General features: G+C 60.9%; 14 protein-coding genes, 1 tRNA gene and 1 pseudogene. 11 read left to right on the forward strand and 5 right to left on the reverse strand.

Features of this window, described 5'->3' with window-relative positions; all coding sequences use genetic code 11:
• Positions 1-20 precede the first annotated feature (20 nt).
• Positions 21-512, forward strand: a complete 492-nt coding sequence (locus ACVC5H_RS23770; RefSeq protein ID WP_489620174.1) for an SWIB/MDM2 domain-containing protein — start codon at positions 21-23, stop codon at positions 510-512.
• Between the two features lie 350 nt (positions 513-862).
• Positions 863-1,279: a hypothetical protein gene (locus tag ACVC5H_RS23775; RefSeq protein WP_489620175.1), complete on the forward strand. Its 417-nt coding sequence runs from the start codon at positions 863-865 to the stop codon at positions 1,277-1,279.
• A 78-nt stretch (positions 1,280-1,357) separates the two neighbouring features.
• Here the strand turns inward: ACVC5H_RS23775 and ACVC5H_RS23780 are convergent, their stop codons facing one another.
• Positions 1,358-3,085 carry a proline--tRNA ligase gene (locus ACVC5H_RS23780; protein WP_489620176.1) on the reverse strand — a complete coding sequence of 576 codons (1,728 nt, stop codon included), beginning with the start codon at positions 3,083-3,085 and terminating at the stop codon, positions 1,358-1,360.
• A 227-nt stretch (positions 3,086-3,312) separates the two neighbouring features.
• On the opposite strand from ACVC5H_RS23780, the gene ACVC5H_RS23785 reads away from it, so the two are divergent.
• Positions 3,313-3,903 carry an RNA pyrophosphohydrolase gene (locus tag ACVC5H_RS23785; RefSeq protein ID WP_489620177.1) on the forward strand — a complete coding sequence of 197 codons (591 nt, stop codon included), beginning with the start codon at positions 3,313-3,315 and terminating at the stop codon, positions 3,901-3,903.
• Between the two features lie 5 nt (positions 3,904-3,908).
• Complete coding sequence (locus tag ACVC5H_RS23790) at positions 3,909-4,487, forward strand: CNP1-like family protein (protein WP_489622749.1); 579 nt, start codon at positions 3,909-3,911, stop codon at positions 4,485-4,487.
• Between the two features lie 121 nt (positions 4,488-4,608).
• Here ACVC5H_RS23790 and proB read toward each other — a convergent pair whose 3' ends face one another.
• The 4 genes and pseudogenes from proB to rplU form a co-directional block, all read right to left on the reverse strand.
• Entirely contained in the window at positions 4,609-5,727 is a 1,119-nt protein-coding gene (gene proB / locus ACVC5H_RS23795) for a glutamate 5-kinase (RefSeq protein WP_489620178.1), read from the reverse strand.
• A 111-nt stretch (positions 5,728-5,838) separates the two neighbouring features.
• Positions 5,839-6,949: pseudogene (cgtA, locus tag ACVC5H_RS23800) on the reverse strand (Obg family GTPase CgtA).
• A gap of 201 nt (positions 6,950-7,150) precedes the next feature.
• Positions 7,151-7,408: a 50S ribosomal protein L27 gene (gene rpmA / locus ACVC5H_RS23805; RefSeq protein WP_006713216.1), complete on the reverse strand. Its 258-nt coding sequence runs from the start codon at positions 7,406-7,408 to the stop codon at positions 7,151-7,153.
• Between the two features lie 48 nt (positions 7,409-7,456).
• Complete coding sequence (rplU, locus tag ACVC5H_RS23810; protein ID WP_006713215.1) at positions 7,457-7,768, reverse strand: 50S ribosomal protein L21; 312 nt, start codon at positions 7,766-7,768, stop codon at positions 7,457-7,459.
• A gap of 357 nt (positions 7,769-8,125) precedes the next feature.
• On the opposite strand from rplU, the gene ispB reads away from it, so the two are divergent.
• The 7 genes from ispB to ACVC5H_RS23845 all read left to right on the forward strand — a co-directional run bounded on the left by ispB (position 8,126) and on the right by ACVC5H_RS23845 (position 13,533).
• Positions 8,126-9,076: an octaprenyl diphosphate synthase gene (ispB, locus tag ACVC5H_RS23815; protein ID WP_489620179.1), complete on the forward strand. Its 951-nt coding sequence runs from the start codon at positions 8,126-8,128 to the stop codon at positions 9,074-9,076.
• Between the two features lie 16 nt (positions 9,077-9,092).
• Positions 9,093-9,169 (forward strand) — tRNA-Pro (locus ACVC5H_RS23820).
• Between the two features lie 101 nt (positions 9,170-9,270).
• Positions 9,271-10,965 carry a tyrosine-type recombinase/integrase gene (locus tag ACVC5H_RS23825; protein WP_489620180.1) on the forward strand — a complete coding sequence of 565 codons (1,695 nt, stop codon included), beginning with the start codon at positions 9,271-9,273 and terminating at the stop codon, positions 10,963-10,965.
• Positions 10,966-11,171: 206 nt separating this feature from the next.
• The gene (locus tag ACVC5H_RS23830) at positions 11,172-11,555 is read left to right on the forward strand and encodes a hypothetical protein (RefSeq protein WP_489620181.1); all 384 of its coding nucleotides are present in this window, start codon (positions 11,172-11,174) and stop codon (positions 11,553-11,555) included.
• A gap of 598 nt (positions 11,556-12,153) precedes the next feature.
• A complete protein-coding gene (locus ACVC5H_RS23835; RefSeq protein ID WP_489620182.1) occupies positions 12,154-12,528 on the forward strand; it encodes a hypothetical protein in 375 nt (124 codons plus the stop codon).
• Positions 12,525-13,052, forward strand: a complete 528-nt coding sequence (locus ACVC5H_RS23840) for a hypothetical protein (protein ID WP_489620183.1) — start codon at positions 12,525-12,527, stop codon at positions 13,050-13,052. The genes ACVC5H_RS23835 and ACVC5H_RS23840 overlap by 4 nt, the downstream gene beginning before the upstream one ends.
• Complete coding sequence (locus ACVC5H_RS23845) at positions 12,991-13,533, forward strand: hypothetical protein (RefSeq protein ID WP_489620184.1); 543 nt, start codon at positions 12,991-12,993, stop codon at positions 13,531-13,533. Before ACVC5H_RS23840 ends, ACVC5H_RS23845 begins: the two co-directional genes overlap by 62 nt.
• Positions 13,534-13,683 lie beyond the last annotated feature (150 nt).

Raw genomic sequence — 13,683 nt, forward strand, 5'->3', positions numbered from 1 at the left:
TCTTATGAGGAGTCTTTCCGATGGCCACAGCAAAAAAAGCAGCAGCCGCAGTAAAGAAGCCAGCAGCAAAACCCGCCGCCAAACCGGCAGCCAAGGCAGCCGCCAAACCAGCGGCCAAAGCCGCCGCCCCCAAGGCAGCAGCGAAGGCAGCTCCCAAGGCCGCCGCCAAGCCTGCAGCCAAGGCAGCCCCGAAAGCCGCACCCAAGGCAGCAGCCCCCAAGAAAGCCGCAGCAAAGCCCGCTGCCAAGCCCGCAGCAAAACGCACTCCCAACGCCGCCTTCATGAAGCCGCTGACCCCATCGGCTGCCCTGGGCGAAGTGGTCGGCGCCAAGCCGCTGCCGCGCACCGAGGTGACCAAGAAGGTGTGGGAATACATCAAGAAGCACAAGCTGCAGAACGCCGAAAACAAGCGCAACATCGATGCCGATGACAAGCTCAAGGCAATCTTCGGCGGCAAGAAGCAAGTCACGATGTTTGAAATGACCAAGCTGATCTCGGCTCACCTGAGCTGATCGACGCCCGCGGTTTGCAAGCGACTTGCAAACAAAAACGCCCGCAGAAGCCATGCGGGCGTTTTTGTTTCCGGATGTTTCAGCGCTCATGCGCACGGCCCTGCTGCGGCCCGCTTTTCCTCTTGTCTGACGTCTCTTGCAGCGCTTGGCTGATGGCAGGCGGCCCTGTCACCGCCTACCATGGCGGCTTTGCAGGGTGGGCCGATGGCCGCAAAGGCTTGTAACAAACTCTTCCGCTCACATTACCGTTGGCAGAACTGAATAAAAGAACCGAAAACCAGAAAACGGGTCTACCCTGTGCCATTCACAGATGAGCTTGGACGCTCATGACCAAGAGAAAGGAAATGACCATGCCAAATCAAACCGCGCCCACCGCATCCCTGCGCCACCAGCTGCTGCGCTCGGCCTGCGCCCTCGTGATCGGCCTGGCTGCCCTGGGCGGCGCCTCGCACGTGTTCGCCGCCGGCAAGGCGGGCAATTCGGAATACCAGCAGCAGATCGCCGCCTGCAAGAGCGGTGCCTCCACCGAGGACCGCGCCACCTGCCTGCGTGAAGCCGGCGCCGCCCAGCAAGCCGCCGCACGCGGCAACCTGACCGATCCGGGCGCTGCCCAGCTGAAGGAAAACGCAATGCGTCGCTGTGAAGGCCTGCCGCAATCGGATCGCGTTGATTGCGAGAAGCGCGTCAACGGCCAGGGCAAGGTCGACGGCAGCGTGGCCGAAGGCGGCATCCTGCGCGAGACCGTGACCATCGTGCCGGCCAAGTAATCGATCGGGTTCCCCTGCCCCAAAAACAAAGGCGGACGCCCATGGCGCCCGCCTTTGTCATTGCAGCCTGTGGAAAAATCAGGCGGCCAGCTTGCCCTGGATGAAGGCCAGCGCATCGGCCAGCGGCACCTGGGTGGCCTCGGTATCGCGGCGGCCCTGGTATTCGATGTTGCCTTCCTTGAGGCCACGGTCACCGACCACGATGCGATGCGGCACGCCGATCAGCTCCCAGTCTGCAAACATCGCGCCCGGGCGTTCGCCACGGTCGTCCAGCACCACGTCCACACCGGCTTCGGTCAGTTGCGCATAGAGCTTGTCGATCTCGGTCTTGACGGCTTCGCTGCGGTCGTAACCCATCGGGCAGAGTACCACTTCGAAGGGCGCAATCGAGGTCGGCCAGATGATGCCGCGGTCATCGAAGTTCTGCTCGATGGCCGCGCCCAGGATACGGGTCACGCCGATGCCGTAGCAACCCATCACCAGCGGCTGCGGCTTGCCGGATTCGTCCAGGTAGGTCGCCTTCATGGCTTCGGAATAGGTGGTACCCAACTGGAACACGTGGCCCACTTCGATGCCGCGCTGGATCGCCAGCACACCCTTGCCGTCCGGCGAGGCATCGCCTTCGACGACGTTGCGGATATCGGCCACCAGCGGCTCGGGCAGGTCGCGGCCCCAGTTGGCGCCGGTGTAGTGGAAATCGGCTTCGTTGGCGCCGCAGACGAAATCGGCCATGTTGGCCACGGTGCGGTCGGCCACGACCTTGACCGGCTTCCTGGTGCCGATGGGACCAAGGTAGCCCGGGGGCGTGCCGAACCATTCGACGATCTCGGCTTCGTTGGCAAAGCGGTAGGTGGACAGGCCGGAGATCTTGCTGGCCTTCACTTCGTTCAGTTCATGGTCGCCACGCAGCAGCAGCAGCCAGATTTCTTTCTTGGACGGATCTTCGTTGTCCACGGCCAGCACGATCGACTTGACGGTGCGTGCCAGCGGCAGGCCCAGCAGCTCGGCAACGGCTTCGCACTTGGACTTGCCCGGCGTGGCCGTCTTTTCCAGTGCCTGGGTGGCGGCGCCACGGGTGCTGTCCACGGCCAGCGCTTCGGCCGCTTCCATGTTGGCGGCGTAATCCGACGTCGGGCAATAGACCAGCGCATCTTCGCCGGTGGCGGCAATCACGTGGAATTCGTGCGAGCCGGAACCGCCGATGGCGCCGTTGTCGGCCGCCACGGCGCGGAACTCCAGGCCGAAGCGGGTGAAGATGCGCACGTAGGCGTCATACATGGCCTGGTAGGACTTCTTCAGCCCATCGACATCGCGGTCGAAGGAGTAGGCATCCTTCATCGTGAATTCACGGCCGCGCATCAGGCCGAAACGCGGACGGCGTTCGTCGCGGAACTTGGTCTGGATGTGATAGAAGTTCACCGGCAACTGCTTGTAGCTGCGCAGCTCGGAACGGGCCACGTCGGTGACCACTTCTTCCGAAGTCGGCTGGATGGCGAAGTCGCGGCCATGGCGATCCTTCACGCGCATCAACTCGGCGCCCATCTTGTTCCAGCGGCCGGTTTCCTGCCACAGCTCGGCCGGCTGCACCACCGGCATCAACAGCTCGACGGCGCCGGCGCGGTTCATTTCCTCGCGCACGATGGCCTCGACCTTGCGGATCACGCGCAGACCCATGGGCATGTAAGTGTAGATGCCAGCCCCCAGACGCTTGATCATGCCGGCACGCATCATCAGCTTGTGGCTCACGATTTCAGCGTCGGAAGGGGCTTCTTTCAGGGTGGAAATAAAAAAACGTGAGGCGCGCATGACGGTCGGTTCTTTTTAAAAAGAGGAGGGTTATAATCATTCCAATTTTAAAGGATTAGCTGGCTGATGCGCCCTTTCTTTGCAGATTTGCTCCTAGTTTCAATGACATCCGTGCATCGATGTGATTGCTCCTGACCCGCCTGGCGTACCGGTTTTTCCGCGTGCGCCCGCAGTCGCATGAGCCTGCCTGAAAGGGACTTCCAGCCGCAGAAAGTTTGAGGATCACCATGCTGGATCGAGAAGGCTTCCGCCCGAACGTCGGCATCATCCTGCTCAACGCCAATAACGAGGTGTGGTGGGGCAAGCGCGTACGCGAGCACTCCTGGCAATTCCCGCAAGGCGGCATCAAGCACGGCGAGACCCCCGAACAGGCGATGTTCCGGGAACTGGAAGAAGAAATCGGCCTGCGCGCCGAGCACGTCAAGATCATCGGCCGCACCCGTGACTGGCTGCGCTACGAAGTCCCCGACCATTTCATCAAGCGCGAAGTGCGCGGCCATTACCGCGGCCAGAAACAGATCTGGTTCCTGCTGCGCATGGTCGGGCGCGATTGCGACGTCAACCTGCGCGGCACCTCGCATCCCGAATTCGATGCCTGGCGCTGGCACGACTACTGGGTGCCGCTGGACGTGGTGATCGAATTCAAGCGCGAGGTCTACCAGCAGGCGCTGCAGGAGTTGTCGCGCTTCCTGCACCGTCCCGCCCACGGTGCGCGCCGCGTCGAGCAGCCCGGGCGCGCCCCGCATCCCCTCAAGAACCCGGGCCAGGCGCCGCAAGGCCAGCCCAGCAACGGCGCGAGCACGCCGGAAACCAAGTGAATTCCATGCCCTCTTTCCTGCAATCCGATACCCCACGTTCCCTGTTGACGGTGCGCAACCTGCGCCGCGCCGTACTGGCCTGCTCGCTGCTGGCCGCTTGCGCCAGCACGCTGGCGCAAAGCTTCGATGAAGACTTCGACGACGAGCAAAAGCCCTGGCAGGAAATCGCCGTACACCTCCCGCCCACGCCCCAGGAACAGAACCTGGCCGAGTTCTACCTCAGCCCGCAGGCCACCATGAAGGCGTACATCGATGTGAACTCGGTTTCCATCGGCACCGACAAGGTGGTGCGCTACACCGTCGTGACCAAGACCCAGGGCGGCGCGGTGAACGTGATGTATGAAGGCATGCGCTGCGAAACCTGGGAAAAGAAGACCTACGCCTTCGGCCATCCCGATGGCACCTGGTCGCGTTCGCGCCGCGACAAGTGGCAACCGATCCGCGATATCGGCATCAACCGCATCGATGGCGCGCTGTTCAAGGATTATTTCTGCGAAGGCAAGATGATTGCCGACAATGAGAACGTCAAGAGCATCGTCGGTCGTCTCAAGAGCCAGACCCGTATCGATCCGGTGCGCCGCTGATACCGGCGTTGACCGCCCCTCCAAAAAAAACGCGGCCAAGGCCGCGTTTTTTCATGAATCATTTATATCGTTTAAATTTTTTAAATGATTTAAAAAATTTACAAGTTTTCACCCGTCACCGTCACAGCAGCACCAGGTTATCCCGATGCACCAGCTCCGGTTCCTCGACGAAGCCCAGGATGGCCTGGATTTCGGAAGAAGGATGGCGGATGATGCGGCGCGCATCCGAGCTGTTGTAGTTGCTCATGCCGCGGGCGATGGCGCGTCCACTCTCATCCACACAGGTGATGACGTCGCCCCGGCCGAACTCGCCCGAGACTTCCACCACACCGATGGGCAGCAGCGACTTGCCTTCCAGGCTCAGCTTTTGCACTGCACCGGCATCCAGCACCACGCGGCCGGCGGTCTTGAGGTGATCGGCCATCCATTGCTTGCGGGCGGTCAGTTGCGCGGTCTCGGCGTTGAGCTGGGTACCGATGGCTTCACCGGCAGCCAGGCGCGTCAAGACCTGCTCTTCACGGCCCCAGGCGATCACCGTATGCGCGCCGGAGGTGGCGGCCCGCTTGGCGGCCAGGATCTTGGTCAGCATGCCGCCGCGGCCGATGCCGGTACCGGTGCCGCCTGCGATCAGCTCCAGCGCGGGATCACCGGCACGGGCTTCGGAAATCAGGGTGGCCGTCGGATCCTTGCGCGGATCGGCCGTAAACAGGCCCGGCTGGTCGGTCAGGATGATCAGCGCTTCGGCTTCGATCAGGTTGGCGACCAGTGCGCCCAAGGTGTCGTTGTCACCGAACTTGATTTCATCGGTGACCACCGTGTCGTTCTCGTTGATGACCGGCACCACACCCAGCTGCAGCAAGGCGAACAGGGTGGAGCGGGCATTGAGGTAGCGTTCGCGGTCGGCCAGGTCGGCGTGGGTCAGCAGCACCTGGGCGGTGTGCAGCGCATGCTTGCGGAAACTGGTTTCGTAGATCTGGGCCAGGCCCATCTGGCCCACGGCGGCGCAGGCCTGCAGGTGGTGGATGCCGGTGGGACGCTTCTCGAAGCCCAGGCGCTGCATGCCTTCGGCGACAGCGCCGGAGCTGACCAGCACCACTTCCTTGCCCAGCGCGCGCAGTTGCGCGATCTGTTCGGCCCAGCGGGCGATGGCGTTGGCGTCCAGTCCCTTGCCATCATTGGTGACCAGGGATGAGCCAACCTTGATGATGAGTCGCTTGGCGCGTTGAATGACCGATTGCATAGTGTTCCGGGTTCTGATTCTTCTGGGGGCGGTCGGGAAATCCGACAGGCTGAGATGATAGCCCGAACCGCCCCCTTGCGCAGCCCCATCAAGGGCTGCGCAAGGGAGGAATCAGTCCAGGACCTTGAAGCGCGGATCGTCCGGATCGATGCTGGAAATGGCGCGGGCTTCCTCGGTCATCTGCGTTTCTTCGGCGCGATGCTCTTCGGCGCGCTTGGTTTCCAGATACTTGTAGATCTCGTTGATGAGTTCTTCGCAGCCATCGCGGTTCAGCGCCGAAATCTCGAAGACCGGACCCCTCCAGCCGAAGCGCTTGACGAAATCCTTCACGCGCTTGGCGCGCTCGGCTTCGGGGCACCACGTCCAGCTTGTTGAGGACCAGCCAGCGCGGCTTGTCGAACAGGGACTGGTCGTATTTCTTCAACTCCTGCACGATGGCCTTGGCTTCCTTGACCGGATCGACTTCCTCATTGAAGGGAGCCAGATCGACGATGTGCAGCAGCAGGCCGGTACGCTGCAGGTGGCGCAGGAACTGCACGCCCAGGCCAGCGCCATCGGCCGCGCCTTCGATGAGGCCCGGAATGTCGGCGATCACGAAGCTCTTCTCGTGGCTCACGCGCACCACGCCCAGGTTGGGATGAAGGGTGGTGAAGGGATAGTCGGCAATCTTCGGACGGGCGTTGGAGACGGCCGTGATGAAGGTCGACTTGCCCGCATTGGGCATGCCCAACAGGCCCACGTCGGCCAGCACCTTCAGTTCCAGGCGCAGTTCGCGACGCTCGCCTTCCTTGCCCTCGGTCTTTTGACGCGGGGCGCGGTTGGTCGAGGTCTTGAAGTGGATGTTGCCCCAGCCGCCCTCGCCGCCCTTGGCCAGCATCACGGTCTGGCCGTGGAAGGTCAGGTCGGCGATGTGCTCGCCGGTGTTGATGTCGACGATCAGGGTGCCCACCGGCATGCGCAGGTAAACATCGTCGGCGCCCTTGCCGTAGCAATCCGAACCACGGCCGTTCTCGCCGCGGCCGGCGCGGTGCAGCTTGGCGTAGCGATAGTCGATCAGGGTGTTGACGTTGCGGTCGGCCACGGCCCAGATGGTGCCGCCCTTGCCGCCGTCACCGCCGTCGGGGCCGCCGAAGGGGCGGAATTTTTCGCGGCAGAAGCTGGCGACGCCGTTGCCGCCATCCCCCGCCACGACTTCAATACGTGCTTCGTCGATGAATTTCATGATATGGACGCCTCATGGGACATGGGAGCCGCTAACAAAACGTCGATGCATCCTGGATCCTGATCAGGACCACCCCTGCACTTGCCATGGCAGCCGGGGCTCGGCGCTTTGTTGACGGCTCTTCAAAAATCAAAAAGGCTCCACCAGCCGGCAGAGCCTTTTTTATGCCTGGTTCCGGGCGAACCCGGATGACAGGAACGCTTACGCCGTAACGACGGTAGCGTATTGACGCTGTTGCAGGCCCTTGACAACGAACTTGACCTTGCCGTCCTTCAGGGCGAACAGGGTGTGGTCCTTGCCGACGCCGACGTTTTCGCCAGCGTGGACGCGGGTGCCGCGTTGACGGACGATGATGCCGCCAGCGTTGATCACTTGGCCGCCATAAACCTTGACGCCCAGGCGTTTCGATTCTGAGTCACGGCCGTTGCGCGTAGTGCCGCCGCCTTTTTTGTGTGCCATTTAAAACTCCTTGATGACTTTGGATGAGCAGTTCGTTAGGGTCAACGCTTAGGCGTTGATCGAGACGATTTGCAGTTCGGTGTAGTTCTGACGATGGCCTTGACGCTTTTGGTAGTGCTTGCGACGACGCATCTTGAAGATGCGGACCTTGTCATGGCGACCTTGCGCTACCACAGTAGCCAGCACCGTAGCACCTGCGACCAGCGGCGCACCGAACTTCACGGTTTCGCCTGCGCCCACTGCGAGCACTTGATCCAAAGTGATTTCGGAGCCAATGTCAGCCGGTATCTGTTCTACTTTGAGTTTTTCGCCAGCAGCAACTTTGTATTGTTTGCCGCCGGTTTTTATGACCGCGTACATGTGAAACCTCACGAATGAATGAATAAGAACGATTTTCCCCTGCCGCGACCATGAAAACGCCATGCCGAAACAGGAAAACCGCAAATTATACAGGCACTTAGCTGCACGGTCAAAAGGCTTGACACTTTGCCGGGCCTCTGTACAACACAGTTTCCGGCCGGACAATGCCTGCAGACTTGCCTGACTGACAATTCAAAACCGGTAACGCATTTCATTCCGACAACGAGAAACCTGAACAAGCCACCCAAAGGCTCTTTGGCGTGCGCATGCCTTGTCATCGTATAATCCGGGGAATAACCATTTTCCACAGGTTCCGCCTTGTCTGCCGCCGTACAAACCGCTTCGCAACAAACCATCATGCATCCGATCGTCGCCGACATGGAGGCGGTCAACGCAGTCATCCGTCGGCAGCTGTACTCCGAGGTGCCGCTGGTCAATCAGGTCGCCGAATACATCATCAGCGCGGGCGGCAAGCGCCTGCGCCCGGTGCTGGTCGTGCTCATCGCCAATGCCTTCGGCTACAAGGGCGAGCATCATCACTCACTGGCGGCCGTGATCGAATTCATTCATACCGCCACCCTGCTGCATGACGATGTGGTCGACGAATCCTCGTTGCGCCGCGGCAAGCAGACCGCCAATGCCATGTTCGGCAATGCGGCCTCGGTGCTGGTGGGCGACTTCCTGTATTCGCGCGCCTTCCAGATGATGGTGACGGTAGGCAACGCCCGCGTGATGGAAATCGTGGCCGATGCCACCAACGTCATCGCCGAGGGCGAGGTGTTGCAGTTGCTCAACATGCACAATCCGGATGTGGATGAAGCCGGCTACCTGCAGGTGATCCGCTCCAAGACGGCCAAGCTGTTCGAGGCCGCCAGCCAGATCGGCGCGCTGATCGCCGGGGCCGACGAGGCCGGCATCGAAGCTGCGGGCGAATATGGCCGCTCCATCGGCACTGCCTTCCAGTTGATTGACGACGTACTGGATTATTCCGGCAACAGTGCCGAGATCGGCAAGAACGTCGGCGACGACCTGCGCGAAGGCAAGCCCACGCTGCCGCTGATCTGGCTGATGCAGCACGGCACGCCGCAGCAGCGCGAACTGGTGCGCACCTGCATCGAGAATGGCGATGAACAGCATTTCGACGAAGTGCTGTCGGCCATCACCCACTCCGGCGCCCTGGCCTATACCCGTGAACAGGCAGAAATTGCTGCGCGACGCGCGGCGGACGCAATTATTTCACTTCCTGATAGCCAATTCAAAAAATCCCTGTTAGAATTATCGGCTTTCGCAGTAGATCGAAATCACTGACTTAGATCTCACTCGACGGGGTGTAGCTTAGCCTGGTAGAGCGCTACGTTCGGGACGTAGAGGCCGGAGGTTCGAATCCTCTCACCCCGACCAGATATATACCACGCCAGTCCTGGGACTCCAGGGCTGGCGTTTGTTTTAGGGCGGTACTGAGTCAAAACGCTGTGTCAATTAATACCAAATCACAGCGAGATATGGCAGCCCTTCCTGATGGAGTCTATACCCGGCCCGGCAGTAACATTTACTGGCTGCGCATCGGTATCCCGAAAGATCTCCGCGACACATTCCCCCTCAATAAAAGCGGTAAGCCTCCTGTCGATGCCTACAGGAAAAGCCTCGGCACGTCCGATAAGGAAGTGGCTCGGGCGCGAGCGCTGGTGATCCTGGCGGATCATGCATCCGATTTTGCTAAGCGCCGACTGGCGAAGAGTTCAGCACAACAAACCCCCGGCTCCCCAATCTCCGAACAACTAGCCGATTACCTTGTAACAGGTGCGCTCTACACGCTTCTTCGTGACGATGACATCGCACGTACAGCGATGCCGGAACTAGCCCGCTTCCTGGGGGAGACCAACGGTGAAGAAGTTACGCTGTCAGAGGCGCATATTGCCCGGCAGGACTATCTTAAAGAGACCGCAAACAGAATGCTAAGTGACGCCAGCCTGGGGATTACTTGGGAGGCGGAGGCGTTTGCTAGGGAGGTCGCTGCGGCTTTAGGACTCTCGGTTGATTGGAGAGCCCTTGCGACACGGGCAGCACTCATGCGCGTACAGCGTGCATTAGCAGATGGCTGGATGCGTCTCGTCAGACGGAGCGAAGGCGCTCTAATCGAGACTCCTGAAAAGCCACGGTTTGTTTCCGAAGCACCGGCTGCATCTACTGTTGTCTTACCTCGCGCCTCAATCACGGTAGCTCCTACAGCTTCAGGGAAGACCCTGACCGATATCATCCCCTTGTGGGAGGAAAAGACCTCGGCCAAACCGCCTGTAGCAAAGGCCATGCGTCGCGCCGTCAAATGCTATATCGAAGCGACCGGCTCGGAGGCTCTCGCAAGTCTAAGCAAAGCTTCTGGCGCTCAATTCGAACGCTTCCTGATGGATGCCGAAGCCCGAGGCTTCCGCTCCAAGACGGCGAAGAACTACGCTGGCAACATCAACGCGCTGGTTAACGTCGCAGTCCGTAATGACCTGCTCGACCGAAACCCGCTATGTCTCAAGATTGATGCTGGCAGGGACGCAGAACGGCGGGAGCCTTGGACCGACGAGCAACTAGCAGCGATGACTGCAAGCGCTCTCTTTACCGACGACCTTGAGACCTTCCCTATCTGGCGCGAGGTGACTCCCAAGGACGCACGCGCGGCATTGCTCCTGGTGATGCACACCGGGGCGCGTATTGGCGAGATTGCCCAACTGCGCTCCCAGGACTTCGAGACACGCAATAACATCCGCACCATCCGTATCACCGGGGACGCCGGGACGGTGAAGACCGCATCGTCCGAGCGCATCATTCCGATTGCCCAGCACCTCCTGGATGACCCTTGGTTTGCCCAGTGGCTCGCTGCGCTCGCCCCGAACGGGGTGGCCTTCCCCTCCCTCCACGGGCGCGAGGGAACGAACCCAGGCGACGTAATGGGCCGCTGGTTCCGCCGCTTCCGGGAGTATCTCCACCTCCCAGCCGGGGGCCTGGAGGGTGCGCACAAGTTCCGTCACTGGATTCGGACCAAGCTGTCCGAGGCCAATGTGAGCGAGGCCACCGCCGACTCCATCACCGGCCACTCGGCCACCGGGTCGGCTGGGCGGACGACGTACACGGCAGCAGCGAGCCTAGCGACCATGAAGGACGCCCTGGACCGCCTGAGCTACCCCGACATATCCGGCCTTAAAAAATAGCCCAGAGATTCGTGAGCATGGGTCGGTGGCCGCGCGAGTGGATTTCCCCCCATGCCTCCCCACGCCTTTTTGCCGCGTCCTGGGGACTCTCTGGCGGCCCTCGCACGACCTTTGAATTTATTCCGCTGGAGTTGCGCAAAAGACACGGCAGCCGCCCGAAGGGGCGATCTTCGCTGTTCCTACCCAATCCACTATCGGAGAGAAGCATGACCCAAACCCAAGCACCATCCGCCGCCCACGTCGCCACCGCCAGCGCCATCCTGGAGAACGTCCGCTGGGCCATTAACGAGTCGCGCACCGAGTTTCACCACCTGGGCGACCTCGCTGCTGTCATGGGCCTGGAGGGCCAGGAGGACCGCCTACGGGCCGTACTGCTGGCGAAGGGCTACGCTTGCCCGGTGATTGCCCTGGAGGACGCAGCGGTCCACGAGGGCTATTTGTTCGAGATTGAAGGGGAAGGTAGCACCCTGGTGCCGGAAGTCGTCCTAGTGGAGCAACGGGCCATCCGTGAGGCGCTTGGAGACTCGGACGACCCGACGATGGCCTGGGCCGCTTGGCGAGACCAGATTGCCGCCGAGGTCGCGGCCTGACGCCTCCTACGGATTAAATACGTACAAGGTAGAAGACCGTGAGCTACTCTTAGTATCTATAAGAGTCTCTATGTGATCTCTATGAGCATAGTGATCTCGGGAGATGAGGGGTGCACGGATTAAAGTAGTACAAGGTAGACCGCCCTAGGCTACTCCTAGTATCTATAAGAGTCTCACTATGACTCATACGCTCACTGTGATCCTGGTGGGAGGGGGCTACCTTGAATAAAGTTACACAAGGTAGTACCCGAGAGCCTATGAGTATCTCTTAGCGTCTCTATGTGATCTCTATGAGCATAGTGATCCTCATGACTCCCCAGGTTAGTTCTGGCTTATCTCTGAATTGATACCTCCCGGTAACAACAAACAGAGATAAGCATGGGTACTTAGGTCTCTCCCAGGATGCCGCCAAGTGGGCGTACCTCGGGAGAGACCACCCAGAATATTTCCCAGATAAAACACGTACAAGGTAGACGACCCTATTGGCCGTCGCCGTCCCGCCCCTTTCCTTTCCCTGTCCTGAGACCTGTATGACGCTATCCAAAGCCGCTGACCAGTCACGCCCCTACCTTGCCGCTCCCGCCAGGAGGACCAGCCAATGAGCGCCCAGGGCGTCCCCGTGTCCGCTGGTGGCACTCAATACGTCCTGGTAGACGAAGAGGTCGCCCAATTGCTTGACTGCTGGGGCATCTATGTCCGGGCCAGCCGACACCAGCGAGATGGCTTGATCGTCCAAGCGGTCCACCGGGAGACCCGGAGCACCATCAAGCTAGCGAAGCTGGTTGGTGGGGCCGGAAACCGCCAGTGGGCCTCCCAAGTGGTCTGGGGCGGCGACTTCAGACGGACCAATATCGTCGTAGGTGGCGGTCCTGCCATGAAGAACGAAAGCTGGGCCTCCAAATTCCCGACCATGATCCGCGACCAATTCGCCGCCCTGGCGCAATCCCTTCCCTCCTCCTCCCCAAACCCATGAAACTAATCACTGCTACCCCGGAGCACATTGCTCGCCTGGGCGACTACATGCGCCTGGAAGACCGCCAGGAACTCGAATTGATCCGCCCGGAACAGAGCTACCGCAAGACCCTCCAGGAGCAATGGGACACCTCGGTCATTGCCGAAGCGATCCTGAATGACGACGGCAGCCTAGCGGGCGTCTGGGGCGTCTCCCTGATGCACGGGCTTCCTGAAGGCTACGGCGCAATCTGGCTCCTGGGTACGCCTGACCTGGACAAAGAGCCCACGGCATTCCTCCGGGAGTCTCCCCGCGCAATCGGGCGGGCGCACTTCCGTTTCCCTTACCTCGTCTGCACTCCCTGGCGAGAGAACCATCTCCACCTCAAGTGGCTGAAGTGGTGCGGCTTCCATGTCGCAGACTGCGGCCACCCTCACTTTTTAGGATGCGCCCATGTGTGGCCCAGCAGCAATTCCAGTAGCAATGATGATGATGACCGCTGTAACAGCAGTGGTCGCAAACAACAGGCAAAACGCAGCGATTGAGGCCCAGGCCGAGGCTGAGAACCACAATATCGCAGAGAGCTACCGGGCCGCCCAGGAGCAATCCCGAGAGGCAGACGCCCAAGCCTTCCAGCAGCGGACCGACCGCGCCAATGCAGCGGCCCGACAGATCGCTCTGGCCCGTGTGGCCGCCGCAGAGGGCCGGGGGTCTCTGGCCTCTATGGCGGTCAACATCACGGGTGCTGAAGCGGACGATATGTCCCGTATCGACGTGAACAACGCCAATATGCACTCCAGCGCACAGCAGCAGATCGGGGCATTGCACCAGCGCGGCCTAGATACGGCGGCAGGTCTCCGAGTGCAGGCCAGCAATGCGACGGCCACCTTTGCGACCTCCCTGGCTAAAGGAGCCTTGGCAGCGGGGGCAACCTACTACGAGAACAAGACGGCGGAAGCAGCGGCCAAGAACCCTACGGTTCAATTGGGCGCTCGGGCGAAGCCGTCGTACTTCTCCACCGAGTAGTGGTCACCGTGCGCTCCGGTGCAATCGCGGAGTTCAACGTCCACTCCTGGCATCGCGGCTCCCCCGCGAAACACCGGGGCTTCCGTTTCTTCGTCCGTGCGACGCGCAACTCGCGCCACAAGGTCGAGAACGAGATTCGCTCCAACGCCC

It is taken from the genome of Herbaspirillum sp. Her3, from assembly GCF_057961275.1.

Bases quoted from the DNA above. Each gene is read 5' to 3' on its own strand.
- ACVC5H_RS23780 (WP_489620176.1), bottom strand. From the start codon at position 3,085: ATGCGCGCCTCACGTTTTTTTATTTCCACCCTGAAAGAAGCCCCTTCC.
- ACVC5H_RS23770 (WP_489620174.1), top strand. From the start codon at position 21: ATGGCCACAGCAAAAAAAGCAGCAGCCGCAGTAAAGAAGCCAGCAGCA.
- ACVC5H_RS23825 (WP_489620180.1), top strand. From the start codon at position 9,271: ATGGCAGCCCTTCCTGATGGAGTCTATACCCGGCCCGGCAGTAACATT.
- ACVC5H_RS23785 (WP_489620177.1), top strand. From the start codon at position 3,313: ATGCTGGATCGAGAAGGCTTCCGCCCGAACGTCGGCATCATCCTGCTC.
- ACVC5H_RS23830 (WP_489620181.1), top strand. From the start codon at position 11,172: ATGACCCAAACCCAAGCACCATCCGCCGCCCACGTCGCCACCGCCAGC.
- ACVC5H_RS23845 (WP_489620184.1), top strand. From the start codon at position 12,991: ATGATGATGATGACCGCTGTAACAGCAGTGGTCGCAAACAACAGGCAA.
- rpmA (WP_006713216.1), bottom strand. From the start codon at position 7,408: ATGGCACACAAAAAAGGCGGCGGCACTACGCGCAACGGCCGTGACTCA.
- ACVC5H_RS23790 (WP_489622749.1), top strand. From the start codon at position 3,909: ATGCCCTCTTTCCTGCAATCCGATACCCCACGTTCCCTGTTGACGGTG.
- proB (WP_489620178.1), bottom strand. From the start codon at position 5,727: ATGCAATCGGTCATTCAACGCGCCAAGCGACTCATCATCAAGGTTGGC.
- ispB (WP_489620179.1), top strand. From the start codon at position 8,126: ATGCATCCGATCGTCGCCGACATGGAGGCGGTCAACGCAGTCATCCGT.
- ACVC5H_RS23840 (WP_489620183.1), top strand. From the start codon at position 12,525: ATGAAACTAATCACTGCTACCCCGGAGCACATTGCTCGCCTGGGCGAC.
- rplU (WP_006713215.1), bottom strand. From the start codon at position 7,768: ATGTACGCGGTCATAAAAACCGGCGGCAAACAATACAAAGTTGCTGCT.
- ACVC5H_RS23835 (WP_489620182.1), top strand. From the start codon at position 12,154: ATGAGCGCCCAGGGCGTCCCCGTGTCCGCTGGTGGCACTCAATACGTC.
- ACVC5H_RS23775 (WP_489620175.1), top strand. From the start codon at position 863: ATGCCAAATCAAACCGCGCCCACCGCATCCCTGCGCCACCAGCTGCTG.